Origin of the sequence: Variovorax paradoxus, assembly GCA_016806145.1 — a bacterium.
Taxonomy (GTDB): Bacteria; Pseudomonadota; Gammaproteobacteria; order Burkholderiales; family Burkholderiaceae_C; genus Variovorax.
Genome location: CP063167.1, coordinates 1733376 through 1758588, shown reverse-complemented (window position 1 = coordinate 1758588; position 25213 = coordinate 1733376). Strand labels below are relative to the sequence as shown.

At 70.5% G+C, this 25213-nt stretch carries 21 protein-coding genes; 8 read left to right on the top strand and 13 right to left on the bottom strand.

Annotation, left to right across the window (positions count from 1 at the left end; genetic code table 11):
• Positions 1 to 17 precede the first annotated feature (17 nt).
• The 5 genes from INQ48_39235 to INQ48_39215 all read right to left on the bottom strand — a co-directional run bounded on the left by INQ48_39235 (position 18) and on the right by INQ48_39215 (position 4758).
• Entirely contained in the window at positions 18 to 734 is a 717-nt protein-coding gene (locus INQ48_39235) for an ABC transporter ATP-binding protein (protein ID QRF61423.1), read from the bottom strand.
• Entirely contained in the window at positions 715 to 1461 is a 747-nt protein-coding gene (locus INQ48_39230; protein QRF61422.1) for an ABC transporter ATP-binding protein, read from the bottom strand. The genes INQ48_39235 and INQ48_39230 overlap by 20 nt, the downstream gene beginning before the upstream one ends.
• Positions 1458 to 2498 carry a branched-chain amino acid ABC transporter permease gene (locus tag INQ48_39225; GenBank protein ID QRF61421.1) on the bottom strand — a complete coding sequence of 347 codons (1041 nt, stop codon included), beginning with the start codon at positions 2496 to 2498 and terminating at the stop codon, positions 1458 to 1460. Before INQ48_39225 ends, INQ48_39230 begins: the two co-directional genes overlap by 4 nt.
• A complete protein-coding gene (locus INQ48_39220; GenBank protein QRF61420.1) occupies positions 2498 to 3391 on the bottom strand; it encodes a branched-chain amino acid ABC transporter permease in 894 nt (297 codons plus the stop codon). The genes INQ48_39225 and INQ48_39220 overlap by 1 nt, the downstream gene beginning before the upstream one ends.
• A 92-nt stretch (positions 3392 to 3483) precedes the next feature.
• Positions 3484 to 4758, bottom strand: coding sequence for an ABC transporter substrate-binding protein (locus tag INQ48_39215; protein ID QRF61419.1), 1275 nt, complete (start codon positions 4756 to 4758; stop codon positions 3484 to 3486).
• Between the two features lie 137 nt (positions 4759 to 4895).
• Here INQ48_39215 and INQ48_39210 point away from each other — a divergent pair, with 137 nt between their 5' ends.
• A complete protein-coding gene (locus INQ48_39210) occupies positions 4896 to 5339 on the top strand; it encodes a PaaI family thioesterase (GenBank protein ID QRF61418.1) in 444 nt (147 codons plus the stop codon).
• 19 nt (positions 5340 to 5358) lie between these two features.
• Here INQ48_39210 and INQ48_39205 read toward each other — a convergent pair whose 3' ends face one another.
• Positions 5359 to 6873: a tripartite tricarboxylate transporter permease gene (locus INQ48_39205; GenBank protein ID QRF61417.1), complete on the bottom strand. Its 1515-nt coding sequence runs from the start codon at positions 6871 to 6873 to the stop codon at positions 5359 to 5361.
• An 11-nt stretch (positions 6874 to 6884) separates the two neighbouring features.
• Positions 6885 to 7373: a tripartite tricarboxylate transporter TctB family protein gene (locus INQ48_39200; protein ID QRF61416.1), complete on the bottom strand. Its 489-nt coding sequence runs from the start codon at positions 7371 to 7373 to the stop codon at positions 6885 to 6887.
• A gap of 237 nt (positions 7374 to 7610) precedes the next feature.
• Here INQ48_39200 and INQ48_39195 point away from each other — a divergent pair, with 237 nt between their 5' ends.
• Both INQ48_39195 and INQ48_39190 read left to right on the top strand, forming a co-directional pair.
• A complete protein-coding gene (locus INQ48_39195; GenBank protein QRF61415.1) occupies positions 7611 to 8027 on the top strand; it encodes a winged helix-turn-helix transcriptional regulator in 417 nt (138 codons plus the stop codon).
• Between the two features lie 88 nt (positions 8028 to 8115).
• Positions 8116 to 8418: a hypothetical protein gene (locus INQ48_39190; GenBank protein ID QRF61414.1), complete on the top strand. Its 303-nt coding sequence runs from the start codon at positions 8116 to 8118 to the stop codon at positions 8416 to 8418.
• Positions 8419 to 8434: 16 nt separating this feature from the next.
• Here the strand turns inward: INQ48_39190 and INQ48_39185 are convergent, their stop codons facing one another.
• From INQ48_39185 to INQ48_39170, 4 genes are all read right to left on the bottom strand, one after another.
• Positions 8435 to 11659, bottom strand: a complete 3225-nt coding sequence (locus tag INQ48_39185; protein ID QRF61413.1) for a hypothetical protein — start codon at positions 11657 to 11659, stop codon at positions 8435 to 8437.
• A gap of 114 nt (positions 11660 to 11773) precedes the next feature.
• Positions 11774 to 13609, bottom strand: a complete 1836-nt coding sequence (locus INQ48_39180) for a response regulator (protein QRF61412.1) — start codon at positions 13607 to 13609, stop codon at positions 11774 to 11776.
• Between the two features lie 3 nt (positions 13610 to 13612).
• Positions 13613 to 14251, bottom strand: coding sequence for a response regulator transcription factor (locus INQ48_39175; GenBank protein ID QRF61411.1), 639 nt, complete (start codon positions 14249 to 14251; stop codon positions 13613 to 13615).
• A gap of 119 nt (positions 14252 to 14370) precedes the next feature.
• Positions 14371 to 15579, bottom strand: coding sequence for an ABC transporter substrate-binding protein (locus tag INQ48_39170; GenBank protein ID QRF61410.1), 1209 nt, complete (start codon positions 15577 to 15579; stop codon positions 14371 to 14373).
• 201 nt (positions 15580 to 15780) lie between these two features.
• Here INQ48_39170 and INQ48_39165 point away from each other — a divergent pair, with 201 nt between their 5' ends.
• The 4 genes from INQ48_39165 to INQ48_39150 are packed head-to-tail and all read left to right on the top strand — an operon-like array spanning position 15781 to position 20946.
• Positions 15781 to 16998: a cytochrome P450 gene (locus INQ48_39165; protein QRF61409.1), complete on the top strand. Its 1218-nt coding sequence runs from the start codon at positions 15781 to 15783 to the stop codon at positions 16996 to 16998.
• The gene (locus tag INQ48_39160; protein QRF61408.1) at positions 16995 to 18215 is read left to right on the top strand and encodes a CoA transferase; all 1221 of its coding nucleotides are present in this window, start codon (positions 16995 to 16997) and stop codon (positions 18213 to 18215) included. The genes INQ48_39165 and INQ48_39160 overlap by 4 nt, the downstream gene beginning before the upstream one ends.
• A gap of 5 nt (positions 18216 to 18220) precedes the next feature.
• On the top strand, positions 18221 to 19204 hold the full coding sequence (locus tag INQ48_39155; GenBank protein ID QRF63161.1) for an NADPH:quinone reductase: 984 nt from the start codon (positions 18221 to 18223) through the stop codon (positions 19202 to 19204).
• Between the two features lie 35 nt (positions 19205 to 19239).
• Positions 19240 to 20946, top strand: a complete 1707-nt coding sequence (locus INQ48_39150) for an FAD-dependent oxidoreductase (GenBank protein QRF61407.1) — start codon at positions 19240 to 19242, stop codon at positions 20944 to 20946.
• Here the strand turns inward: INQ48_39150 and INQ48_39145 are convergent.
• Positions 20928 to 22757 (bottom strand): histidine kinase, encoded by a 1830-nt coding sequence (locus INQ48_39145; protein QRF61406.1) that lies wholly within the window; start codon positions 22755 to 22757, stop codon positions 20928 to 20930. The two genes, INQ48_39150 and INQ48_39145, sit on opposite strands and share 19 nt — an antisense overlap.
• A gap of 283 nt (positions 22758 to 23040) precedes the next feature.
• Here INQ48_39145 and oxlT point away from each other — a divergent pair, with 283 nt between their 5' ends.
• Positions 23041 to 24372 carry an oxalate/formate MFS antiporter gene (gene oxlT, locus INQ48_39140; protein ID QRF61405.1) on the top strand — a complete coding sequence of 444 codons (1332 nt, stop codon included), beginning with the start codon at positions 23041 to 23043 and terminating at the stop codon, positions 24370 to 24372.
• Between the two features lie 67 nt (positions 24373 to 24439).
• On the opposite strand, the gene INQ48_39135 is transcribed toward oxlT, so the two are convergent.
• Positions 24440 to 25198 carry a response regulator transcription factor gene (locus tag INQ48_39135; GenBank protein QRF61404.1) on the bottom strand — a complete coding sequence of 253 codons (759 nt, stop codon included), beginning with the start codon at positions 25196 to 25198 and terminating at the stop codon, positions 24440 to 24442.
• Positions 25199 to 25213: the final 15 nt, after the last annotated feature.

The following is a 25213-nucleotide window of genomic DNA, read 5'->3' as shown; positions in this document are numbered from 1 at the left end:
GCTCCTTGCGTGGTGGTTCAAATGCCGAGGTAGGTGGCGCGCAGGTGGCCATCGGCCAGCAGTTCCCGGCCGCTGCCCGACAGGGCGATGCGGCCGTTCTCCAGCACATGGCCGTGGTCCGCCATCTGCAGCACCTTGAAGACGTTCTGTTCGATCACGAGCACCGTGACGCCCAGGTCGCGGATGCGCCGGATCGACTCGAAGAGCCGGTCGACCATGATGGGCGCCAGGCCCAGCGAGGGCTCGTCCAGCGCCAGCAGCCGTGGCTTGGCCATCAGCGCGCGGCCGACCGCCACCATCTGCTGCTGGCCGCCCGAAAGCGTGTTGGCCGCGAGCTTCTGGCGCTCTTCCAGGATCGGGAACAGCGCGAAGACCTCCTTCAGCGTCTGGTCGCGGACCTCGCGCGCACGTGCGTTGTGGGCGCCGATCAGCAGGTTCTCGCGGATCGACATGCCGCCGAACAGCTGCTTGCCTTCGGGCGACTGCACGAAGCCCTGCCTCACCACCTCGTAGGGGGCCAGGCCATGCAGCGGCGTTCCCTCGAGGCTGATCTCGCCGGCCTGCGACTTGATCAGGCCGGAGATGGTGCGAAGCAGCGTGGTCTTGCCGGCGCCGTTGGCACCGATCAACGCGACGAGCTGGCCCGGAGCGATGGACAGGTCCAGCCCGCGCAGCACCGACACGTCGCCATAGCCGGCCACGAGGCCCCGGATCTCAAGCGCCGGCGTCGACATAGTCTTCTCCAAAGTAGGCCTTGAGCACCGCGTCCTGGCGCACCACATCGGCCGGCAGGCCATCGGCGATCAGTTCGCCCAGGTTCATCACGATCACGCGGTCGGACAGCCCCATGATCACTTTCATGACGTGTTCGATGATCAGCACCGTGACCCCGCGGTCGCGCACCTTCTTGATCAGCTCCACCATCACCATGGCTTCCTGCGGCGTCGCGCCGGCCACCACCTCGTCCATCAGCAGCAGGCTGGGTTCGGTCGACAGCGCACGGCCCAGCTCGACCTTGCGCCGCTCGAAGGCGGTGAGGTTGTCGGCATCAGTCGAAGCCAGGGCCGACATGCCGAGGAAGTCCAGCAGTTCGTCGGCCTTGCTCAGGCTGCGCGCGCGGTCGCGCGTCTTGACCAGGCTGCCCACGACGAGGTTCTCGCGCGCCGTCATGCCGCCGAAGGGCTTGGACAGCTGGAAGGTGCGCGCCAGCCCCGCGGCACAGACGTCCCAGGGCTTGCGGCCGCTGATCCTTCGTCCGTCGAGCTCGATCTCGCCCTCGTCCACGCCGACGAAGCCGGCGATCATGTTGAAGGCCGTGGTCTTGCCGGCGCCGTTCGGGCCCAGCAGTCCCAGGATCTCGCCGCGCCGCAACTCGAAGGACAGGCCCTTCACGGCCTGCACGCCGCCGTAGCGCTTGGAAATGCCGCGCACCGAAAGCAGGATCTCGGAACCCGTGCTCATCGCGTGCTCCTGCCGCGCAGCAGCCAGGCCCCCAGCCGCTTGATCGGATCCCACAGGCCCTTGGGCAGGTACAGCACGGCCAGGATCAGGACCAGCCCGTAGATCACGAGGTGCAGCCCGATGAACTGGCCGCCGAGGTAGCCGCGCGTCACCTCGGCGAGCGGCGCGAGGAACGCGGCGCCCACCAGCGGTCCGAACACCGTGCCCTGGCCGCCGATGATGGCCATCAGCGCCATGTCGATGGACAGCTCGGTGCCCATGTTCCGCTCCGGGTTGATGAAGCGGATGAACTGCGCGTAGAAGCTGCCGCCGAGTGCCGTCATGAACGCGCTCAGTGCATAAGCGCTCAGCGTGTAGCGGGTGGGATTGATGCCCAGCGATTCGGCGGCATCGCGATCGCCGCGGATGGCCTTCAGGCACACGCCGAGCCGGCTGCGTTCCATCAGCCACGTCATGGCCGTGATCACCACCACCAGCACGAGGATGATGTAGTAGTACGGCACCTTGCTCTCGAACTGGAAGAGGCTCCAGTCGGTGCCGACCAGGGGAACGCGCAGGCCTTCAGCGCCCTTGAGCGAGATGCCCATCACCAGGTCGGTGTTCTCGACCCAGATGCGCACGATCTCGGCCACGGCGATGGTCGTCAATGCGAAGTACGGCCCGCGCAGGCGCATGGTCGGGTAGCCGATGACCACGGCCAGGAGCGCCGCCAGGGCACCGCCGACGAGCATCCCGATCCACGGTGACAAGCCGAGGCCGGTGAGCAGCAGCACCGAGCAATAACCGCCCACCCCGCTGAAGACGGAGTGGCCGAACGAGATCTGCCCCACGTAGCCGCACATCAGGTTCCAGGCGCTGGCCAGGTAGGCGAAGTACAGCACCATGATGGCGCTGTGCAGGAAGAACTCGTCGTGCACGGCCAGCGGCAGTGCGAACCCGGCGAGCAGCAACCCCGCCAAGGCGAACTTGGCGACATGGACGCCACGGGCCGCGGCAGGGCGAACCGAGCCTGCGAGCGCGGAGGGAATGGCGGACATCAGACGCCTCCCTTCTTGCCCATCAGCCCTTGTGGGCGCAGCAGCAGGATCACGATGAACAGGCCCAGCGAGAAGATCGCGGCCGTGGGCGTGGCGACGAACTGCGAAGCCACCGATTCGAAGAGGCCGATCACGACGCCGCCGACCAGCGAACCGGCAATGCTGCCGATGCCGCCGAGCACCACGACGATGAAGCTCTTGATGCCGAAGGCCAGCCCGACCTGCGGAGTCACCGGGATGAAGGGCGCGATCAGGCAGCCCATCACGGCCACGGTGGCGCAGCCGAGGCCGAAGGTCAGGTTGTAGATGCGGGCCACGTCGATGCCCGACATGGCGGCTGCGTCGCGGTTCGAGGCCGTGGCACGCACGGCCCGGCCCAGGTCGGTACGGCCCAGCCACAGCGACAGACCCAGCGCCATCAACAACGGCACGGCGGCGGACACCAGGCGCAGTGTGTTGATCGGGAACTCGCCGAGCATGATCGTCTGCACGGCGATGCCGGAGCTGGCGGAGCGAACGTTGGGCCCGAAAGCCATCAGCGCCAGGTTGTCGATCAGGATGTAGACGCCGGCTGTGAGCAGCAGCGCGCTGATGGGCTCGACCACCAGGGCACGCTCGCGCCGCACCAGCGGTGCGATCACCAGCGCCTGCACCGCATAGCCCAGCGCGAACATGGCGGGCGCCGCCACGGCGATGCTCAGGTAGGGATCGAGCCCCAGGCGCTGCTGCAACCAGAAGGCCGTATACATCGCCAGCATCAGGAACGAGCCGTGCGCGAAATTGACGATGCGCATCACGCCGAAGATCAGGCTCAGGCCGAGGGCGATGCCGCCCAGCATCGCGCCGACCAGGATGCCGTTGATGGCGGCATAGCCAAGTACAAACCAGTCCATGGGAAGACCTCAGGAGATGTCAAACGAACTTCTCCGCGCACGCGCTCCCCGCCCTGTCGCGCGTCAGGGAGGCGTGCAGGAGAACGAGGGGCTCAGTTGTTCGCGCGCTGCGCCCAGCCCGGAACGGGCCAGACGGGCTTGGTGCCGGCCGCCCGGTTGGCCAGCGGCCACACCGTGCGGCGCTTGCCGTCGATGTTCTCGGAGATGACGCCGTGAGCGAAGGTGTTCTGGCCCTGCTCGTCGAACTTGATGCGCTGGTAGCCCGGGAACAGCGCCGGCCCCGCCTGGATGTCCGTCGTGGCCAGCGCATCGCGCAGCGCCTGGCGCTCGGCGCTCTTGCTGCGCTCGAGTGCATCGGCGATCACGTAGACGGCCGACACGCCCTGCGAGACGTACGCGCTCATGCCGTAGCCGAGCAGTTCGCGCGTGCGCTTGTCCGCCGCGTGCAGCAACGGATCCTTGTTCACTTCGAGCGCGTCGACCTGCCAGTCCTCCTGCACGAAGTAGTAGGCCACCGACTTCGGTGCCACCGTCGCGTAGAAGCTCGGGTCCTCGGTGCCGCCCCCTGCCGAATGCACGCCGAAGGGAAGGTCCAGTCGCTGTTCGGCCAGTTGCCGCGTGAAGAGCAACTGGTCGGGCGTGTACAGCGCGAGGATCAGTGCGTCGGGCTTGGCGGCGCGGATCTTCAGCAGTTGCGAGGTGAAGTCGACCTGGTTCGGCGGCGCGGGCTCATCGAGCACGATCTCCAACCCGTACGAAGCCGCCATCTTGCGCACGTTGGCGACGTGCGAACGGCCCCAGTCGCCTCCCTCGTAGAACAGAGCCACGCGCTTGACCGACTTGCCGGTTTCCTTCGCGAGGAGCGCCATGGCCTCGAGCTGCTCCCGCGCGTCGTAGGTGGCCTTGTTGTTGATGCGGAACACGTACTTGAAGTTGCGCTCGGTGATCTCGTCCTTGACCGCGCCCACTGCAACCCAGGGCGTCTTGTTGCGCTCGGCCAGCTCGGTGGCGGGGAAGGTGACGGCGCTGTTGAACGCGCCGCACAGCACCGCGACGTTCTCGCGCTGGATCAGCCGCTCGGTCTCGGAGACGCCGACGTCGGCCTTCGATTGCGAATCGCCGAAGAGGGCCTGCAGCTTGGCCCCGCCCAGCGACTTGATGCCACCCGCCGCATTGACTTGCTCCACCGCCGCGATGACGCCGGCGCGCGTCTGGTTGCCCACGGCGGCCGAGCCGCCGCTGAGCGGGAGCACGCAACCCAACTTGACCGTGGTCTGAGCCACGGCGGTTCCGACCAGGCCGAGGCCCAGTGCCATCGCCATCAGCCATTGGCGACGGCCCGTCGAATGTCTTGAAAGTCCACGCATTGCTTGTCTCCGCTTTTTGTTGATCGCGTGCAGAGTGTGGACATCCGGCCAGACTTCACCGGCCGAAAAGCGGTGCATCGTTCACTATGTGAACATGTCAGAAACCCTGAGTCGTCAGCGACGCGGGCGATCGCACCATGGCGCCCATGCACATCGACGCCACGGTTCCCCAAGGCTTCCTCCCTTCCGACCTGGACGAGGGATTTCTCGTCCACGTGGGCCCGCTCTACATGCGGCCGCTGAGCGACGACTCGCGCGAATTCGTGCTGGCGCTGCGCGCCGGCGCGCAGCATGCGAACCGCTATGGCGTCGTGCATGGCGGCCTGCTGGCCACGCTGGCGGATACGGCCATTGGCGCCAACCTCGCGCGCACGGGCGCCAGCCCCGCGGTCGACACCACGCTGACCGTCAACCTGACGCTGAACTACATCGCGGGGGCGCAGGTCGGCGACTGGATCGAAGCGCGCGTGAGGCTCGTCAAGGCACACGGGCGTGTTCGCTTCGGCGAGTGCGACGTGGTCTGCGGCCAGAAGCTGCTGGTGCAGGCCAGCGCTTCGTTCTATGTGCCGGCGCCGCGCTGACGCCAGGCGCCCGGCGCACTCACCCCTCCTCGACGAACGCCTCCTCCCGCTTCGAGCGCACCGCGGGCGACAGCACGATCACCAGCAGCAGCGCCGCGCCGATCAGCAGCCCGGCCGAGATCGGCCGTGTCGCGAACACGCTCCAGTCGCCGCGCGACAGCAGCAGCGCGCGCCGCAGGTTCTCCTCCATCATCGGCCCGAGGATCAGGCCCAACAGCAGCGGCGCGGGCTCGCAGCCCAGCTTCAGGAAGGCGTAGCCGACGATGCCGAAGAAGCCCACCATCCAGACGTCGAAGGTGTTGTTGTTGGTCGAGTACACGCCGATGGCGCAGAACAGCACGATGGCCGGGAACAGCCAGCGGTAGGGGATCGACAGCAGCTTGATCCAGATGCCGATCATCGGCAGGTTCAGCACGATCAGCATCAGGTTGCCGATCCACATCGAGGCGATCAGGCCCCAGAACAGCTCGGGGTTGCTGGTCATCACCTGCGGGCCGGGCTGGATGTTGTGGATGGTCATCGCACCGACCATCAGCGCCATGACCGGGTTGCCCGGGATGCCGAGCGTCAGCAACGGGATGAACGAGGTCTGGGCACCGGCATTGTTGGCCGACTCGGGACCGGCCACGCCGCGGATGTTGCCCTTGCCGAACGGGATCTCGCCCGGCTTGAGGCTGAGCTTCTTCTCGAGCGTGTAGGAGGCGAAGGCCGACAGCAGCGAGCCGCCGCCGGGCAGGATGCCCAGCGAGCAGCCGAGCGCCGTGCCGCGCAGCACGGCCGGGATCATGTGGCGGAAGTCCTCCTTCGTGGGCATGAGGCCCTGCAGCTTCGCCGTGAAGACCTGGCGCTCCTCCTCGGGCTGCGAGAGGTTCGCGATGATCTCGCCATAGCCGAAGATGCCCATCGCGATGGCGATGAAGCTGATGCCGTCGGTGAGTTCGGGAATGTCGAAGCTGAAGCGCGCCACGCCCGAGTTCACGTCGGTGCCGACCAATCCGAGCAGCAGGCCCAGCATGATCATGCAGATGGCCTTGATCAGCGAGCCCGAGGCCAGCACCACGGCGCCGATCAGGCCCAGCACCATCAGCGAGAAATATTCGGCCGGGCCGAACTTGAAGGCCAGCTCGGTCAGCGGCGGCGCGAAGGCGGCGAGGATCAGCGTGCCCACGCAGCCGGCGAAGAACGAGCCCAGGCCCGCCGCGGCGAGCGCGGGCCCGCCCCGGCCCTGCCTCGCCATCTGGTGACCGTCGATCACGGTCACCACCGAGGATGACTCCCCTGGCAGGTTCACGAGGATCGCGGTGGTGGAGCCGCCGTACTGCGAGCCGTAGTAGATGCCCGCCAGCATGATGAGCGCGGCCACGGGCGGCAGCGCGTAGGTCGCGGGCAGCAGCATCGCGATGGTCGCGACCGGCCCGATGCCGGGCAGCACGCCGATCAGCGTGCCGAGCAGGCAACCGATGAAGGCATAGACGAGGTTCTGCAGCGTGAAGGCCGCCGCGAAGCCGAGGGAGAGGTTGTCGATCAGGTCCACGTCGCTCGTCCTCAGCCGCTGATGAAGGTGGGCCAGACCTGGAACTGCAGGCTCAGGCCGACGATGAAGGTCAGGTAGCTGCCGATCGCGAGGATGGTCCCGAGGATCAAGGCCGTGCGGATCGAGAAGCGCGGCCCCGCGATGCTCGCGATGGCGACCAGCGCGTAGATCGCGACGATCAGGCCCATGGCCGGCACGCTCCAGGTCGGCAGGCCGCCCAGCAGCACGCCGAACACCAGGTTGGCACCGATGATCAGCAAGAGCGGCTTCCAGGCGATGCGCCCGACGCGCTCGCCGTCCGGAGTGCCGAAGCGCAGCGATCCCGCCAGCACGACCGCGCCGCCGATCGCGAGCAGGATGCCCAGCATCAACGGGAAGTAGCCGGGCCCCATGCGCGCCCCGCTGCCGATGGTGTAGTTGGTGGCGCCGATCGCGAACGCCGCGCCGACGCAGATGAACATGGCTCCAGACAGAAAGTCCTTCTGGCTCTTGATCTTCATGGGTTTGGAGGAGGAGGCAACGCCGCGACCGACCGCGCCGATGGACGCGGGCAGGCGAAGCGGGGGTGGGTGACAACGAACGCAGGGCGCCCGCGCGAAACAATCGATCGCGGACCCATGGTCAGCTTCCGATCAGTTCCATCATGCTATGACATGTTTTATGTCACAACATGAGTAATTACCCTCTGGGCCTCCGGACCGGCTGATACATTCCCCTTTCCTCCGCCGCTCCCGCCCATGTCGACGTCCTCCAGCCCGCTCCAGAAGCAACGCTTCGAAGCCCTCTCCGATTTCCGCTACACGCTGCGCAGCTTCCTGCGCTTCAGCGAGGACGCCGCGCGCGAGGAAGGCATCACGGCGCTGCAGTACCAGTTGCTGCTCCACACGCAAGGCTTCCCGGGCCGCGACTGGGCCTCGATCGGCGAGCTGGCCGAGCGCCTGCAGGCGCAGCCGCACGGCGTGGTGGCGCTGGTGTCGCGCTGCGAGGAAGCAGGCCTGGTCGTGCGCAAGCCCAGCGCCGTCGATAGGCGCCAGGTGGAGGTGCACCTGCTGCCCGCGGGCCGCAGGAAGCTCGCGCGGCTCGCGACCGAGCACGCCGGGCAGCTCGCGACCCTGGCCGAGGTGGTGCGGCTCGCGAGCAGCCTGCGCGACTGAGCCGCGTCATCTTGTAACGGCCGGCATCGTGCGCGAGCCGGTCGTTAAAATCCGCGACTTTTGTTCAATCCCCTCCTTCGCATCCACCATGCTCCTTCGCTTCCCCGCACGCGCCGCCCTCCTCCTGTGTTCCCTGCTCGCCACCGCCGCCGTCCAGGCGGATCCGGCCGACGGGATCGAGATGGCGGAACGCTATGCGGGTGCCGAGCACTGCATGGAGCAGATCGTCGGCAAGCGCTGGGAGATGCGCTATGGCGTGGAGCTCACGCGCAACCAGTGGGGCGCGCTCGAGCCCACGGGCCGTTCGATGGACAGCGCGCCGCAGGCGATCCGCATGGCCGACATGAGCTGCCGGCGCGAGCTCAGCATCGAGCGCCAGCCGCGGCCCTGAGTCGGTCGCCCTGCCCTCAAGGCAGGTAGACGGACCAGCCGGCCTGCGTGCCCTGCCCGCCCGGCGCGTGCGCCCACAGCAGCATGGCGCGCGGTGAATCGGGCGCCAGCCAGGCGACCGGCGCGAAATGCTCGCCGAGGCTCGAGGCGGCGATCTGCGTGACCGCGCCCCATGCGAGCGTGTCGGACCGGAACTGCCGCGCATGGATCCTGAGCCCCACGCCCGTGCCGTTGCCCAGCACGTTCTCGGTGTAGGCCCAGCTCAGCAGCGCATCGCCGCGCGCGTTCATGCGCAGGTCGAAGCTGCTCATGTCGACGAAGCCGTTGCTGCCGGCGGCGCGCGGGTCCAGCTGTTGCGGCGCGCTCCAGGCCTGGGTCGCGGCCGAGAAACGGCTGCCGTGGATCGGCGCGTTGTTCATCGGCAGGTTGGCCCCCGCGCAGGTGCCGCAAGGCCACGCGAGGATCGCGTTGCCTGCATCGTCGGCCACCAGCTTCGGCGCGCCGTGGGCCCCGAGGCGGCCGGCCGTGACGAAGCCGTGCGGCGTCCAGCGCGTATCGGCCGGGCCGAGGCTGTAGACGTCGATCTCCTGTCCCTGGCCGTTGCTGTCCACGGGCACGGCCTGCCAGGCGCGGCCGGTGCCGTCGAGCGCGAACGCGGGGTAGTCGGCCGCATTGGGCCCGGGACCGGACCAGAGCGTCCATTGCTCGGTGGTCAACGCATAGCGCGCGGCGCGCACCGTGCCGTCGAGGTGATGCCAGAAGGCCATGGCGTCGCCGCGCGAGTTCACCGCGAGCTGCAGCGGCATGCGATAGGTATCGCGCTCGAGCGACGCGATCGAGCTGCCGAGCGTGCTCGCCGCTTCGAGCAGGCCATCGGACAGCCGCAGGCGGCGCACCCGCACCGTGCTGCCCTGGCTGTCGTGCGTGCTGGACCACGCGATCAGCGCCTGGCCGCCCGAGCGCTGCACGCGCGCCTGCTGCCAGGGGAACAGGCCCATGCGCACGCTCTCGCCGAGATCGGCGCCGTCGTCGAGCCGCCGCGCGGCGCTCCAGGCCGTGCCGCCGTGATGGCGCATCCACAGGCGCGGCATGCCGTTGATGATCTCGACCCAGACGGCCACGGCACGGCCCTGGTCGTCGGTGGCGATGCCCACGGGCGCGGCCTGCGCGGCCTCGGCGACCGCCGCGATCGGCTGGGCCGGATCCCAGGCGCCGGACGCCGCGCGGTAGCGCGTGGCCCAGACGTTGCGGCCGCCGTCGCTCAGCAGGGCCCAGGCATCGCCGTTGCCGTAGCCCTGCAGGGCGGCGTCGCCGTAGTTCCACGGCGAGGCATCGAAGGGCGCGCGGATCGTCGCGCCCGGGCTCCAGCCCTGGCCGCTCGGCGGCGCGGTCACGGTGAGCGTGACCGCCGCGGCGTTGGCATTGCCCGCGCTGTTGCTCACCGCGAGGTCGAGGCTGCTGCCGCTCCAGGCCGCCGGCACGTTGCCGAGCACCAGCGTTGCGCTGCCCGCGCCGCTCACGGTGGCCGGGCTGCCGTTGCAGCTGACGGCCTGCGCGCCGTCGGCCAGCGGCGTGCCGTTGCGGCGCCACCGATGCTGGAGCGGCGCGGTGCCGCTCGCGGTGGCGCTCAGGGTCACGCTGGCGCAGGCGACGATCGACAGGCCCGGCGTCGCCGAGATCGCACCCACCGTGGGCGCCTGCGCGGCCGAGGCCACGCGCAGCACGGCCTCGCTCGACACCGCGCGCCCGCCGCTGTTGGTCGCCACCGCATAGAAGCGCGCGCCATCGTCGGACAGCTGCGTGGCCGGCGTGGTGTAGGTCGCGCCGGTGCCGACCTGCTGGTCGCCGGCGGCGGCCTTGCGGAACCATGCGAAGGTCGGCGCGGGCCGGCCGCTGGCGGTCGCGGTGAACGAGGCCGTCTGCCCCGCGACCACCGAGAGGTCTTGCGGCGCCTGCACGATGGCGGGCGCGATCGGTCCGGTGTAGTCGAGCCGCACCACGTTCGAATCGATGCAGTTCAGCGTGAGGCCGCGCGCGTTGCAGACCTGGGCCCTGATCAGCGCGCCATGGTCGGCCGCCTGCGCGTTCGCCACCGAGAAGCTGGTGCCGGTGCCGACGTTGCGCCAGCTCGCGCCCGCGTCGTCGCTGCGCTGCCACTGCACGAACAGGCTGTCGGGCGCCGTCGCCGCCACGCTGAAGTTTGCCGCCTGGCCCGCACCCGCCGTGGCATCGACGGGCTGGCGCGTGATGACCGGTGCCGCCACCGGCACCGGAATCGCCACCTTCACGGCGGCCACGCCGAAGGGATGGGGCCAGCCGTCGTAGGCGAAGGCCACGTTGGGCGGATAGCCGCTGCGCAAGGTGCAGCTCCAGTCCGCGTACAGGCCGCCGGTGCCGTTGAAGCCGTGGTCGAAAGCCACCGGCACGTCGACGCTGCCCGGACCGGCCAGCACGCGGCTGGCGATGAAGCTGCGCGTGCCGCGGCCGTCGTGGCGCATCAGCCGCAGCGTGATCGGGCCTTCGCACCAGGTGCGGTTGGTGCCGGGCTGGTAGGCGATGGCGTTCACCTGCAGGCGCGCGGTGCGCGTGCCCGCCTGGTCGATCAGCTTGTACTGCGGCTGGCCCGCCACGGCCTGCGCGGGCAGCAGCGTGTAGCTGCCGAGCAGCGCGCCGCCGAACCAGGGCTGGCCGTCGGTGCACTTGTATTCGCAGGCCGCCAGGCCCCACGAGAAATGCGTGCTGAGGAAGCGCACCGCGTTGCCGTCGCGCTTCACCTCGTCGGCCGGCAGGCCGATCCACGGCTCGCCGGGCTGGCTCAGCAGCACAGGCGGGCTGCGGTCCGCGGGCAGGCCCGATGCATCGATCGGCAGCCGGATCTCCACCGGCAGGTCGAACTGCTGCCCGTGCGGCGTGAAGGCATAGACGGCCGACAGCCGCTGCGCCTCGGGCGGCATGCCGGGCGCGCCGCTGCCGTCGCGCGCGATGCGCAAGGTGACGCGCTCGCGCAAGGCGCCGGGCGGCACGGTGACGCGCACGCCGTCGGGGCCTTCGACCACGCCGCCCTCGGCGCCGAGCGTGGCGCTGCCTTCGGCCGGGGCCGGTGTCGGCGGGACCACCGGCAGGCCGACGCCACCCCCGCCGCCGCCCCCACCGCAGGCCGCGAGCAGCAAGGCCAGGCCGAGCGCGGTGGCGAAACGGGCGACGCCGCGCCGCGATCGGCGTGCCGGCAGGATGGGATGCATGGGCTTCTCCTCGTGCAATGGGTGGACCGCGCCCGAAGGCGCCTCCCGCAGAAGTTAGAAGCAAGCCGCGCCGGGCAGTGAGTGAAGAAGGTCATGTGGCGGCGGCCTATGCCTTCAGGCAGAGGCCGCCGCCGCGGCTCGGCCGATGGCGCGATCGATCACCAGCGCCGACACCAGCTGCCGGGCCTCCACCGGCTTGAACAGCACCGGCAGGCCGCTGGCCTGCAGCGCCTGCAGCCGCAGCGGGTCGGTCTCGCCCGTGACCATCAGCACGTGCAGGCCGCCGTCGGCCGCGCGCAGGCGCTGTGCGGCCGCGAGGCCATCCTCGCCGTCGCGCAGCCGCCAGTCGCACAGCGCGGCCTCGAACGGCGCGCCGCCCTCTTGCGCCTCGCGCAACGCCGCCAGGGCGGCCGCCTCGGTGTCCACGCTCGCGGCCTGCACGCCGAAGGCGCGCAGCACCTCGACCATCGCCGCGCGCGCGTCGGCATCGTCGTCGAGCACCAGCACGCGCCGCGCGAGTTCGCCCTGGCCCAACGGCGGCAACACGGTCTGCCAGGGCTGCGCGGCCGCCGCGGCGACGGCCTCCACCGGCGGCGCCTCGGCCGCGGGCAGCACCAGCCGGAAGCAGGTGCCGCGCCCCTCGCGCGTGCGCAGCACCAGCGGATGCGCGAGCAGCGCCGCGATGCGCTGCACGATCGACAGCCCCACGCCCAGGCCGCGCGAGCGGTCGCGTCCGGCATTGCCGGCCTGGTAGAACTCGTCGAACACGCGCGCGCGATGCTGCTCGGCGATGCCGATGCCGGTGTCGCGCACCTCGAGCCACACCGCGTCGCCGCGCGCCCGGGCGCGCACCACCACGCCACCGCGCTCGGTGTACTTGAGCGCGTTGTCCACCAGGTTGCCCAGCAGGCGCTGCAGCAGCTGCGCATCGCTGCGCACCCACAGCGGGCTGGAGCGCACGCGCAGCTCCAGCTCGCGCTGGTTGGCGCGCGGCTCGAACAGGTCGAACACGCGCTCGAAGAGGCCCTGCAGCGGCAACGGCCGCAGCTCGGTGCGGACCACGCCCGCGTCGAGCTGCGAGATGTCGAGCATCGCGTCGAGCGAGCTGTCGAGCGTGCGCACCGCGCCCATCAGCCGGCGCGCATTGGCCTGCGCGGGATGGCCGCCCAGCTCGTGCTCGAGCGCGGCGCCGAACAGGCTGATGGCATGCAGCGGCTGGCGCAGGTCGTGGCTGGCCGCCGCGAGGAAGCGCGTCTTGGCGGCGCTCAGTTCGCGCGCGCGGTCGCGCTCCTCGCGCGCCACGTTCGACAGGTGCAGGTTGGCGTCGACCATCTCCATCAGCGCATGCAGGGTGCGCGCGCGGTCGCGCACGCCGGCCAGCAGCAGGAAGTAGGCGAGCCAGGGGCCGAAACCGATCAGCACGTCGATCGGCGTGCCGCGCAGGAACCAGCCCAGCGACATCAGCAGCGTGGGCGGCAGCGAGAGGCTCGCGAAGGCGCGCGTGGAACCGGCCACCCCGTCGGCGCCCACCGAGAGCACCAGGATCAGGATCGCCGAAACGGCCAGCGGCGCGAAGTCGTCGCCCGGTGCCATGAACACGAAGGGCAGGATCGCGCCATTGAGCAGCCCGCCCGCGAGGAAGCCGCGCAGCAGCACCGGCAGCGCGGCCGCGCGCGCGGGAGGGCTCAGGCGCTCGATCCGGCGTCCCTGGCGGCAGCGCAGGAAGGTGACGACGGCCAGCGCCGAGAGCCAGCACGGCAGCGACAGCCGCAGCCCGTGGCGCCAGCCGATCACCGCCACCAGCACGAAGCCGGCATAGGAATAGGGCAATCGCCGCAGGTAGGCCAGCACCTGGTCGGCCTGCCGCTCGCGCACGCGCGCCTCGACGCGGGCCTGCCGCGCCGGATCGGCGGCGGGCAGCCCGAGCGTGTCCAGCCCGTCGTCGCCCACCGCTCAGCCCTGCGCGCCGAGCCGGCTGATGAGCTGCGAGCGCGAGCGCATGCCGAAGCGCAGCAGCAGGCTGGTGACGTGGTTCTTCACCGTGCCCTCGCCGAGCGACATCGCTTCGGCGATCTCGCGGTTCGACATGCCCTCGAGCACGTGCCGCAGCACCTGCTGCTGGCGCAGCCCCAGGGCCTGCCCCGGCGCCGTGGCGGGATCGGCTGCATCGGCTGCATCGCCCGGCGGCGGCACGCCGTCCTCGCGCCAGCGGCGCAGGAAGTGCGCGAGCTCCTGCAGGTCGCCGCCCTTCTGCAGCCACGCCACCGCGCCCATCGCGAGCGCCGCCTGCACCTGGGCCGGTTGCCGGCTGCCCGAGAGCATGGCGATGGTGGCGTCGGGAAAGCGGGCCTGGAACTCGACCAGGCCCGACAGGCCCTGCGTGTCGGGCAGCGCGAGGTCGAGCAGCACCAGGCCGATCGCGCAGCGGTGCCGCTCGTAGAGCGCCATCGCCTCGGCCAGCGTGCTGGCTTCCAGCGCCTCCATGCCCTCGCCGGTGTAGGCGCCGTGCGCCTGCGTCAGCGCGCGAAAGCCCAGGCGCACCAGCGCATGGTCGTCGACCAGCAGGACGGCGGCTCGGGCGGAGGTGGACATGGCGGCGGGCCCGCGGGACAAGGGGGCCTCATCGTAGAGGCTGGCGTGCCCTTCGCCAAGCAAGCCCCGGCATGACCTTCGTCATGCCCGCGGTCGCGAGCCGCGCGAGCCGCGCGCGTTCAGCGCTCGATGGTGATCAGTTCCGTCATCGGCTTCCACGACTTGCCATCGAACTGCGCGAGCCGCGCCTGGCGGATCGGGTAGTAGTCGTCGGCGCGGAAGTTGATCTTCATGCCGGGCAGCAGCATGCCGAGCTCGATGTCCTTGAGCCCCTGCACCTGCTTGAGGAAGTTCTCGCGCGTGAGGTTGTCGCCGCAGCGCTCGAGCACCAGCGCCGTGAGCTGCGCGCCCATGTAGGTGTAGACCGAGGTGGTGTCGCCCGGATCGTCGTTGGGCAGGTACTTCTTGAAGAAGGCCAGGTACTCCTGCATCGCCTTGTCGTTGTTCCAGGTCGGGTCCGACGGCGTCTTGAACCAGTAGCTCGACACCAGCCCCACCGAGTTGTCGAGGCCGGCCGGGGTCAGCACGCCGCTGATCGAGCTCGACACGTAGGGCACGATGTAGAACGGCTTCCAGCCGATCGCCGCGGCCTTGCGGATCGCCTGCGCCTGCGCCTTGTTCGAGGTGAAGGCCACCAGCACCTCGGCGCCCGAGGCCTGCAGCTGCAGGATCTGCGAGTCGACGGTCGGATCGCTCATCTCCTGGCTCACCTCCTTCACGATGTTCGACTGCTTCGCTCCCAGCGCCTTGCGGAAGCCGCGCATGTAGGACTTGCCCACGTCGTCGTTCTGGTAGAGCACGCCGATCTTCGCGTTGGGCTTGGACTCGACGAGATACTTGCCGTAGATCGAGCCCTCGATGTCGTAGGCGAAGGAGAAGGGCACGGTCCACGGCGTGGCGGCGGAGTCGTGCAGGTTCGGGCTCGAGGCATAGAAGAACACCTGCGGCACCTTCTTGCCGTTGAGGTACTTCTGCACCGAGGTCTGCGAGGCCGTGCCCATGGAGTTGACCAGCGCCAGCACCTGGTCGGACTCGACCAGCTTGCGCGTGCCCTCCACGGTCTTGGGCGGGCTGTAGGCATCGTCGACCGACAGCAGGTTGATCTTGCGTCCGTTGACCCCGCCCTTGGTCTCGTTGAGCATCTTGAAGTAGGCCACCGACATGCGGCCCACCATCGAATAGGCCGAGCCGGGACCGCTGTAGGCCACGGTCTGGCCGAGCTTGATCTCGGTGTCGCTGGCACCGGGGCCGTAGGTCTTCTGGGCCTGTGCCGTCGCCGCGGTCGCGAAGGCGGTGCAGGCCACGAGGGCTAGCAGGGAAGCGCGCATGTGTGTCTCCTGGTTCCGGGGATGGTCGTTCTTCGAGCCGGCGCGAGTACATCAAGCGGCGCGCGCGGCGTCTGTCCCCTTGCCGGGGACGCAAGCGCGCGACGGGCCCGCGACGGGCTCGCGCCGTCCCCGTCAAGGGGACTGACGCGCGGCGGACGGCCATCGAGACTCGATGCATTCCCCCACGCCAGGAGCCCCTGCATGACCACCACCGCCGAACCCGTCGCGCTGCGCGACGCGCCCGTGCTGGACATCGACCCGTACGCGATCGAGGTGCTGCTCGATCCCTATCCGTTCCACGAGGCGCTGCGCGAAGCCGGTCCCGTGGCCTTCATCGCGCCGCACGGCATCTATGCCGTGGGCCGCCATGCCGAGGCCAAGACCGTGCTGGCCGACCATGCACGCTTCACCAACGCGGGCGGCATCGGCATCCAGGACATCCGCAAGCCCGGCGAGTTCCGCATCCCGAGCCGGCTGCTCGAGGCCGACCCGCCAGACCACACGAAGATCCGCTCGGTGGTCACGCGCCTGCTGTCGCCGCTGGTGATCCGGCGCTGGAAGGAAGGCTTCGAGCGCAAGGCCGAGTCGCTGGTCGAACGACTGCTGGACCAGCGCGAGTTCGACGGCGTGGAGGACTGCGCCGAGCGCTTCGTGCTCGAAGCCTTCCCCGCCGCGGTGGGCGTGCGGCTGCCGCGCACCGAGACCCTGGCCATCGGCGAGATGCGCTTCAACCAGAGCGGCCCGCGCAACGCGCTCTACGAGCGCGCGATGCAGGCCGCGCAGCCCTACCTCGCGTGGTTCGAGGAGAGCGTGTCGCGCCAGGGCGTGATTCCGGACTCGATCGCCGAGCTGCTGTTCCGCGCCGAGGACGCGGGCGAACTCGACGAAGGCATCGCCTCGAACGTGGTGCGCAGCTTCGTGGGCGGCGGCACCGACTCGACCATCGCCGGCATCGGCTTCACGCTGCACCAGCTCGCGAAGAACCCGGCCCAGTGGGAGCGCGTGCGCGGCGAGCCGGCCAAGGTCAAGGCCGCGTTCGAGGAAGGCATCCGCCACGAGACGCCGTTCCAGGTCACCTACCGCACCACGCGCGGCGAGACCGAGCTCTCGGGCGTGCGCCTGGCCGCCGACACCAAGATCGGCGTGTTCATGGGCGCGGCCAACCGCGATCCACGCCAGTTCCCCGAGCCCGAGCGCTTCGACGTCGACCGCCCCGCGCTCGCGGGCAGCCACGTGGCGCTGGGCAACGGCATCCATGCCTGCATCGGCCAGATGCTCGCGCGCCAGGAATCGGAAGCGCTGATCGGCGCGCTGAGCCGCCGCGTGGCGCGCATGGAACTCACGGCGCCGGCCAGCTACCGGCCGATCAACCAGATGCGCACGCTCGACCGGCTGCCGATGCGCATCGTGCCGGCATGACGACGACGAGCGAAGCGCGCGGTCCGCTCGCGGGCCTCAAGGTGCTCGAGATGGGCCAGCTGATCGCGGGCCCCTTCGCCGCCAAGACGCTCGGCGACTTCGGCGCCGAGGTCATCAAGATCGAGCCGCCCGGCGCCGGCGATCCGCTGCGCAAGTGGCGGCTGCTGAAGGACGGCACCTCGGTCTGGTGGCAGGTGCAGTCGCGCAACAAGCGCTCGATCGCGCTCGACCTCAAGGACGGCGAGGCGCAGGCCATCGTGCGCCGGCTCGCCGCCGAGTCGGACGTGCTGATCGAGAACTTCCGCCCCGGCGCGCTCGAGGGCTGGGGGCTCGGTCCCGAGGCGCTGCTCGAGGCCAACCCGCGGCTGATCGTGCTGCGCGTGAGCGGCTACGGCCAGACCGGCCCCTACCGCGACCGCCCCGGCTTCGGCGTGGTGGCCGAGGCCATGGGCGGGCTGCGCCATCTCACGGCCGAACCCGGCCGGGTGCCGGTGCGCGTGGGCATCTCGCTGGGCGACACGCTGGCCGCGCTGCATGGCGTGATCGGCATCCTGATGGCGCTGCAGGAGCGTCAGCGCTCGGGCCGCGGCCAGGTGATCGACGTGGCGCTCTACGAGTCGGTCTTCAACTGCATGGAAAGCCTGCTGCCCGAGTACAGCGCCTTCGGCGCGGTGCGCGGCGCGGCCGGCAGCGCCCTGCCCGGCATCGCGCCGAGCAATGCCTACCGCTGCGGCGACGGCGGCTATGCGCTGATCGCGGGCAATGGCGACAGCATCTTCCGCCGGCTCATGGCCACGATCGAGCGACCCGATCTCGCGGCCGATCCGGCGCTGGCCGACAACGCCGGCCGCGTGGCGCGCGTGGCCGAACTCGATGCCGCCATCGGCGCCTGGACCGCGCAACGCGACGTGGCCGAGGTGCTCGCGCGGCTCGACGAGGCCTCGGTGCCGGCCGGGCGCATCTACTCGGTGGCCGACATCGCGGCCGATCCGCACTACCTCGCGCGCGGCATGCTGCAGACCATCGCCATGGGCGACGGCGATGCGCTGCAGGTGCCGGGCATCGTGCCCAAGCTCTCGCGCACGCCCGGCGCGCAGCGGCGCAACGCACCGCGCCTCGGGCAGGACACCGACGCGGTGCTCGCTGAGATCGGCCTCACGCCCGCGCAGATCGCCGAGCTCAAGCGGCGCGGCGTCGTCGCGGGCTGCGAGGCATGAGCACCATGCGCGCCGCCTTCTACACGCGCCAGGGCGAAGCGGCCGAGGTGATCCGCATCGGCGAGCAGCCGCGGCCCGAGCCCGGCCCGGGCGAGGTGCGGGTGCGGCTTCGCTGCTCGGGCGTGAACCCCTCCGACTGGAAGATGCGGCGCGGCGGCGGTGGCCGCGCGCTGGTGGCGCCGCTGATCGTTCCGCACAGCGACGGCGCCGGCGTGATCGACGCGGTGGGCGATGGCGTTCCCGCCGCGCGCATCGGCGAACGCGTGTGGACCTGGAACGCCCAATGGCGGCGCGCCTTCGGTACCGCGGCCGACTACGTCGCGCTGCCGTCGGCGCAGGCCGTGCCGTTGCCGGCCGCGCTGGGCTTCGCCGAGGGCGCCTGCCTGGGCATTCCGGCCTTCACCGCGCTGCACGCCGTGCGCCTGGCCGACTGCGGCCCCGGCCAGCGCGTGCTGGTGGCCGGCGGCGCGGGTTCGGTGGGCCGCTATGCGATCCAGTTCGCGAAGCTGCGCGGCGCCGAGGTCATCGCCAGCGTGAGTTCGGCGCGCAAGGCCGCGCATGCCATCGCGGCAGGTGCCGACCATGTCGTCGACTACCGCGAGCAGGACCTCGGCGACGGCGTGCAGGCCCTCACGGGCGGCGCGGGCGTGGACCGCGTGATCGAGGTCGATCTCGCGCGCAACGCGGCGCACTACCCGAAGTTGCTGAAGCCCGGCGCGCGCGTCGTGGTCTACGGCACGACCGGCCTCGATGCCGTGCTGCCGGCCGTGGTGCTGATGCAGAAGAGCGCCGCGCTGAGCTTCTTCACCATCTACGAGATCGCGCCGGGCGAGCGCGAGGCCTGCCTGCGCGAGCTGCTGCCGCTGCTCGAGGACGACCTGCTGCTGCACACCATCGGCCAGCTGCTGCCGCTCGAGGAGATCGTGCGCGCGCACGAACTGGTGGAGCGCGGCGAGGTCCTCGGCAACGTCGTGCTCGGCATCGACTGACGCCCTTCCATCCCATCATTTCCCAGAGGTTCCCCATGATCGAAACCGACGTGGTCATCATCGGCAGCGGCGCGGCCGGACTCACCGCCGCCATCACCGCGCGCCAACTGGGCCTGGAGGTGCTGGTGGTCGAGAAGACCGCGCTGTTCGGCGGCACCACCGCCTACTCGGGCGGCGCGCCGTGGATTCCGTGCAACCACGTGATGAAGCAGATCGGCCTCGACGATTCGCGCGCGGCCGCCGAGACCTACCTGCGCGCCGTGCTCGGCGAGGCCTACCGCGACGACCTCGTCGCCAGCTACCTCGACCATGCGCCCGAGATGCTGGCCTTCATGGAGCGGCACTCCGAGGTGCGCTTCAAGCCCTTTCCGCTGCCCGATTACGAATCGGACCTGCCGGGCGCGGCGCGCAGCCGCTCGCTGCTGACGCAGGCCTTCGACGGCCGGCTGCTCGGCCACCGCCTGGCCGACCTGCGCATGCCGCTGCCGCAGCTGATGCTGTTCGGCAGCATGCAGATCGAGGGTGCCGACATCCATCCGATGCGCCATGCGCTCAAGACCTGGGCCGGTTTTCGCCACACCGCGCGCGTGATGCGGCGCTTCGTCGCCGACCGGCTGCGCTACGGGCGCGGCACGCGCATCGTCAACGGCAACGCGCTGGCGGCGCGGCTGTTCCATTCGGCGATCCAGGCCGGCGTGACCCTGTGGAAGAACACGCCCGCGCTCGAGCTCACGATGCACGACGGCCGCGTGACCGGCGTGGAGATCGAGCGCGAGGGCCGCCGCCTGCAGGTGGTCGCGCGGCGCGGCGTGCTGCTGGCCACCGGCGGCTATGGCGCGAGCGAGGCGATGCGCCGCAAGCACATTCCGTTTGCCGAGCATCACCATTCGCTGCAGCCCGAGGGCAACGTCGGCGACGGCGTGCGCCTCGGCGTGGCGGTCGGCGGCCTGCACGATCCGGCCCATGCGGGCGACTGCATCTGGACGCCGGTGTCGGTGCTGCGCAAGCCCGACGGCGGCATCGTCAAGTACCCGCACATCTTCATCGACCGTGCCATGCCCGGCTGCATCGCCGTGGGGCCCGATGGGCGGCGCTTCGTCAACGAAGGCGGCTCGTACCAGACCTTCGTGGGCACGATGCACCGGCGGGGCATCACCACCGCGCACCTGATCGCGAACCGCGACTTTCTGCGCCGCTACGGCCTCGGCCTCGCGCGGCCCGCGCCCTTCAGCGCGCGCTCGCTGATCGAGGCGGGCTACCTGATCGAGGCCCCGACCCTGGCGCAGCTGGCGGGGCGCCTCCACATCGATCCGCATGAACTCGAGGCCACGGTGCGGCGCTTCAACGAAGGCGCGGCGCGCGGCGAGGACCCCGAGTTCGGCAAGGGCGCCGACGCGCACTCGCGCTTTCGCGGCGACCAGGCGCATGCGCCCAATCCGGGCGTGGCGCCGATCGGCGACGGGCCCTACTACGCGCTCGCGCTGCATCCGGGCGATCTCAGCACGGTGGGCGGCCTCGAGACCAATGCCGAAGCACAGGTGCTGACGCCCCAGGGCACGCCGATCGAGGGGCTCTACGCAGCCGGGCTCGACATGAACTCGATCATGCGCGGGCGCTATCCGGGCGGCGGCAGCAGCATCGGGCCGGCGATGACCTTCGGCTACATCGCGGCGCGGCAGATGGCGCAGGCGCGCCCGGCGACGCGGCCGGCCGAGGCCCGCGCTCAGACGATCGGCGCGTAGCCGGGCGCGGCCCAGCGCAGGGTCACGCGCGTGCCCTGGCCGGGCCGGCTGTCGATGGCCAGCCGCACGCCCATGGCCTCGGCCTGCTCGCGCAACCCCACCAGCCCGTAGTGCCCGGGCGCGATGGCCCGGCTGTCGAAGCCCACGCCGTCGTCGACGATCTCCAGCTGCAGCACGCCCGGGTCGGCAGGCTGCAGGCGCAGGCCCAGGTGCCGCGCGCCCGCATGGCGCTCGACATTGCGCAGCAGTTCCTCGCACATGCGGTACACGGTCTCGGCGGGCTCGGCGGCCAGCGCCGGCAGGTCGGGCGCGAGCTCGCAGTCGAGCACGATGCCCGTGCGCTCGTTCATGCCGCAGGCCAGCTCGACCAGCGCCGCGCCCAGCCCGATGTCGCGCACCGGGTTGCTGCGCAGCTGGTCGATGGCGCGGCGCGCCTCGTCCAGGCCCTCGCGCGCGGCCTGCTCGGCGCGCATCAGCTCGTCGGGCAGTTCCTGCGGCTGCGTGGTCGCGATGTGCTTGAGCACGCGGATCTCGGTGAGCATGGCCATCATCGAATGCGCCAGCGTGTCGTGCAGGTCGCGCGCCATGCGCAGGCGCTCGCGCATCACGGCCGATTCGCGCGACTCCTGCGCCAGCCGGCTGATCTCGGCGGTGCGCTGGCGCACGCGCTCGTCGAGTTCGGCGTTGAGCAGGCGCAGCTCGTCGCGCTCGCGCTGCAACGTGTCGAGCAGCCGGTCGAGCGCGGTGCCCAGGCGCGCGGCCTCGTCGGCGCCCTCGGGCACCTCGATGCGCGAGGCGCTGCCGGCGAGCACCGCGTCGGCCGATCTCGCGATCACGCTCACGCGGTGGGTCAGGCGGTGCGTCATGGCCACGCCGACCACCGCGGCGCACAGGCCCAGCATGCTGAGCACCAGCGTGATGCGCCATTCGATGGCGGTCGCGAACGAGGCCAGCGAGGCCACCGGCTCGACCACCACCACGCGCCAGCCCAGGCGCCGCAGGGTGCCGTCGCGCTCGGTGCGCGGCGCCGCCACCAGGAAGGGCTTGTTGTCGACCAGCCGCCGCACCCGGATGCGCGCCGGCAGGTCGGCGCCATCGGTGCCCAGCCCGGCGACCGTCGGGTCGAAGGGCGCGGCCAGGTCGCCCATCTCGCGCCAGCGCTTGCCGAGCAGCGCCGCCGGGCCGTGGCGCACCATGCCGTCTCGATCGATCAGCAGCCACTCGCCCGGCGAGGCCTTGATGCCGGACACCGTGTGGTCCACCCATTGCCAGCTGAGCTGCGCCGCCACCACGCCGACGATGGCGCCGTCGGCATTGCTCACCGGCGCGCTGAGCTTGAGGAAATGCTCGCCCGGCGAGCGGCCCTCCTCGATCCACGCATCGGCCAGGCCCTGCGAGATCCACGCATGCTGGTTGACGTTCTCGCCCACCACCTTCGGGTCGGTGGCGGCGACGATGAAACCGTCCGCGTCGGTCAGCGCCAGCCAGATCAGGTCCGGCACGCCGCGGTGCACCGCCTCGAGCGAACGCTGCCGCCACGCGGCGTCGTCGCCCTGCACGTCCTGCGACAGGATCGAGGCCACCACGCTCACCGACTGCAGGCGCAGCAGCATCGCGGTGTCGAGCTCGGCGCTGACGTGCTCGCCGGCCGTCTCCAGCCGCTGCGAGTGCACCTCGAGCAGGGTCGAGCGCACGAAGCTGCGCAGCCAGAGATTGGCCGCCAGCGCCAGGCAGATGGCCAGCGCGATCATCAGCCAGCCGATCGCGGCAGCGAGGCTGCGTCGGGGGTCGATGCGCTGCAGCAGGCTCATCGAGAGGTCGAAGCCGGCGGGGCGTGAGGGGGGCGCGCGGTCATGGGCGGCGCATTGTCGCAAAGGACCCTGCCCGCGTCAGCCCATGACTTTCGGTATGGGCACTTACCCTGATATCTCGGGGTTTTCCTCGAGTCGCGGCGTGACTTCCGGCAGGCGCGAGCAGTTATTTTCGAGACGACAGTTGCGTCCATCGCGCAGCGTGTCGAGAGATGCGCCACATCCACCCAGTTCGACAGCGCCGCGACGCGATCGGCGTGACCTGCCAAGGAGACATTCGACAATGAGCACCCCCACATCCCTCTCGCCGGCCGTCGGCGCCTCCGCCGGCGTCCCGGTACGCTGGTACGCCAGCCGCTGGACGCAGCTGGTCGTCGGCATCGTCTGCATGATCGCGACCGCGAACATCCAGTACGCGTGGACGCTGTTCGTGCCCGAGATCCAGAAGTCCTTCGGCTGGGAGCGCGCCTCGATCCAGATCGCCTTCACCATCTTCGTGCTGGTCCAGACCTGGCTCGCGCCGATCGAGGGCTACTTCATCGACAAGTTCGGGCCACGGCTGATCGTGGCCTTCGGCGCGCTCTTCATCGGCGCGGCCTGGGTCATCAACTCGCAGGCGACCACGCTGCTGGGCTTCTACATCGGCGCGGCCGTCGGCGGCATCGGCGTGGGATCGATCTACGCCACCTGCATCAACAACGCGCTCAAGTGGTTCCCCGACCGCCGCGGCCTGGCCGTGGGCCTGACGGCCGGCGGCTACGGCGCCGGCTCGGCCGCGACCATCCTGCCGATCGCCGCGATGATCGAATCGTCCGGGTTCCAGGAGGCCTTCTTCTTCTTCGGCGTGATGCAGGGTTCGCTGGCCTTCCTGGCCGCGTGGTTCCTGCGCGCCCCCAAGGCGCACGAGATCCGCGCCTCGGCCAAGCTCACGCAGAGCCGCCGCGACTACACGCTGAAGGAAGCGCTGAACACCCGCCTGTTCTGGCTGATGCTGCTGATGTTCTCGTGCGTGGTCACCGGCGGCATGATGGCCGTGGCGCAACTGGGCGTGATCGCGCAGGACCTGGGCGTGAAGGAGTTCAAGGTCGACCTGCACTTCTTCGTCATGGCCGCGCTGCCGCTGGCGCTGATGCTCGACCGCGTGATGAACGGCATCTCGCGCCCCCTGTTCGGCTGGATCTCCGACCACATCGGCCGCGAGAAGACCATGGTGATCGCCTTCACGCTCGAGGGCATCGGCATCATCGCGCTGGGCTACTTCGGCCACAACCCGTGGGCCTTCCTGATCCTGTCGGGCGTGGTGTTCCTGGCCTGGGGCGAGGTGTATTCGCTGTTCTCCGCGCTGGCCGGCGACGCCTTCGGCACCAAGCACATCGGCAAGATCTACGGCGTGCTGTACTGCGCCAAGGGCATCGGCGCTCTGTTCGTGCCCATCGGCAACCTGATGATGGAGGCCACCGGCACCTGGTCGACCGTGCTCTACACCGTGGCGGGACTGGACCTGTTCGCCGCCTTCCTGGCCATCGTGGCGCTGCGGCCGATGCTCAAGGCGCACGTCGAGGCCTCGTCCGCCAATCCCGCGGGCAAGCATGGACGCTTCGGACTGAGCGAATGACCCGCTTCAGCGAATGAGCGACTGAGCGAATGAACGACGCCGGGCACGACCCGGCGTCTTTTTTTCTTCAGGGCTGTTTTCTTCGCGCGAGCACGAGCACCGCCAGTTCGGTGCGCGTGTTCGCGTGAAGCTTTTGCATGATGCGGCTCGCGTGGTTCTTCACCGTGCCCTCGGCCAGGTTCAGCGTCGCCGCGATCTGGCGGTTGCTCTGGCCCTTGGCGATCAGGTCGAGCACCACGGTCTCGCGCTCGGTCAGGGGGTCGGGCGCCTCCTGCGCCTCCTGCGCCTCGGCCGACTCGGGCTCGGCGGAGGCCGGCGGGTCTTCCACCGCCACGTCCTGCGCCACGTGGTTGGCCAGCAGCCGGAACTGGTCCATCACCTTGCGCGCGATCTGCGGCGTCATGCGCGACTCGCCGCGGTGCACCGCGCGCACCGTGTCCAGCACCTCGTCCTCCGACGCGTCCTTGAGCAGGTAGGCCTGCGCGCCGGCGCGCACCGCGTCGAACACCAGGTCGTCGCGGTCGAAGGTGGTCAGCACCATCACCCGGGTGCGCGGCAGCGCGGCCGTGATCTCGCGCGTGGCCAGCACCCCGCTCTGGCGCGGCATGCGCAGGTCCATCAGCACCACGTCGGGCTGCAGGCGCCGGGCGAGCTCCACCACCTCCATGCCGTCGGCGGCCTGGCCGACGACCTGGATGTCGGATGCGGCATCGAGCAGCATGGCCATGCCGCGGCGGATCAGGGGCTGGTCGTCGGCGACGAGGACGCGGATCCGCGGGTCGGTGGGCGCGAGGGGTGGAACAGCCGAAACGGTGGTGGCGCTCATGGGGGCATCATTTTG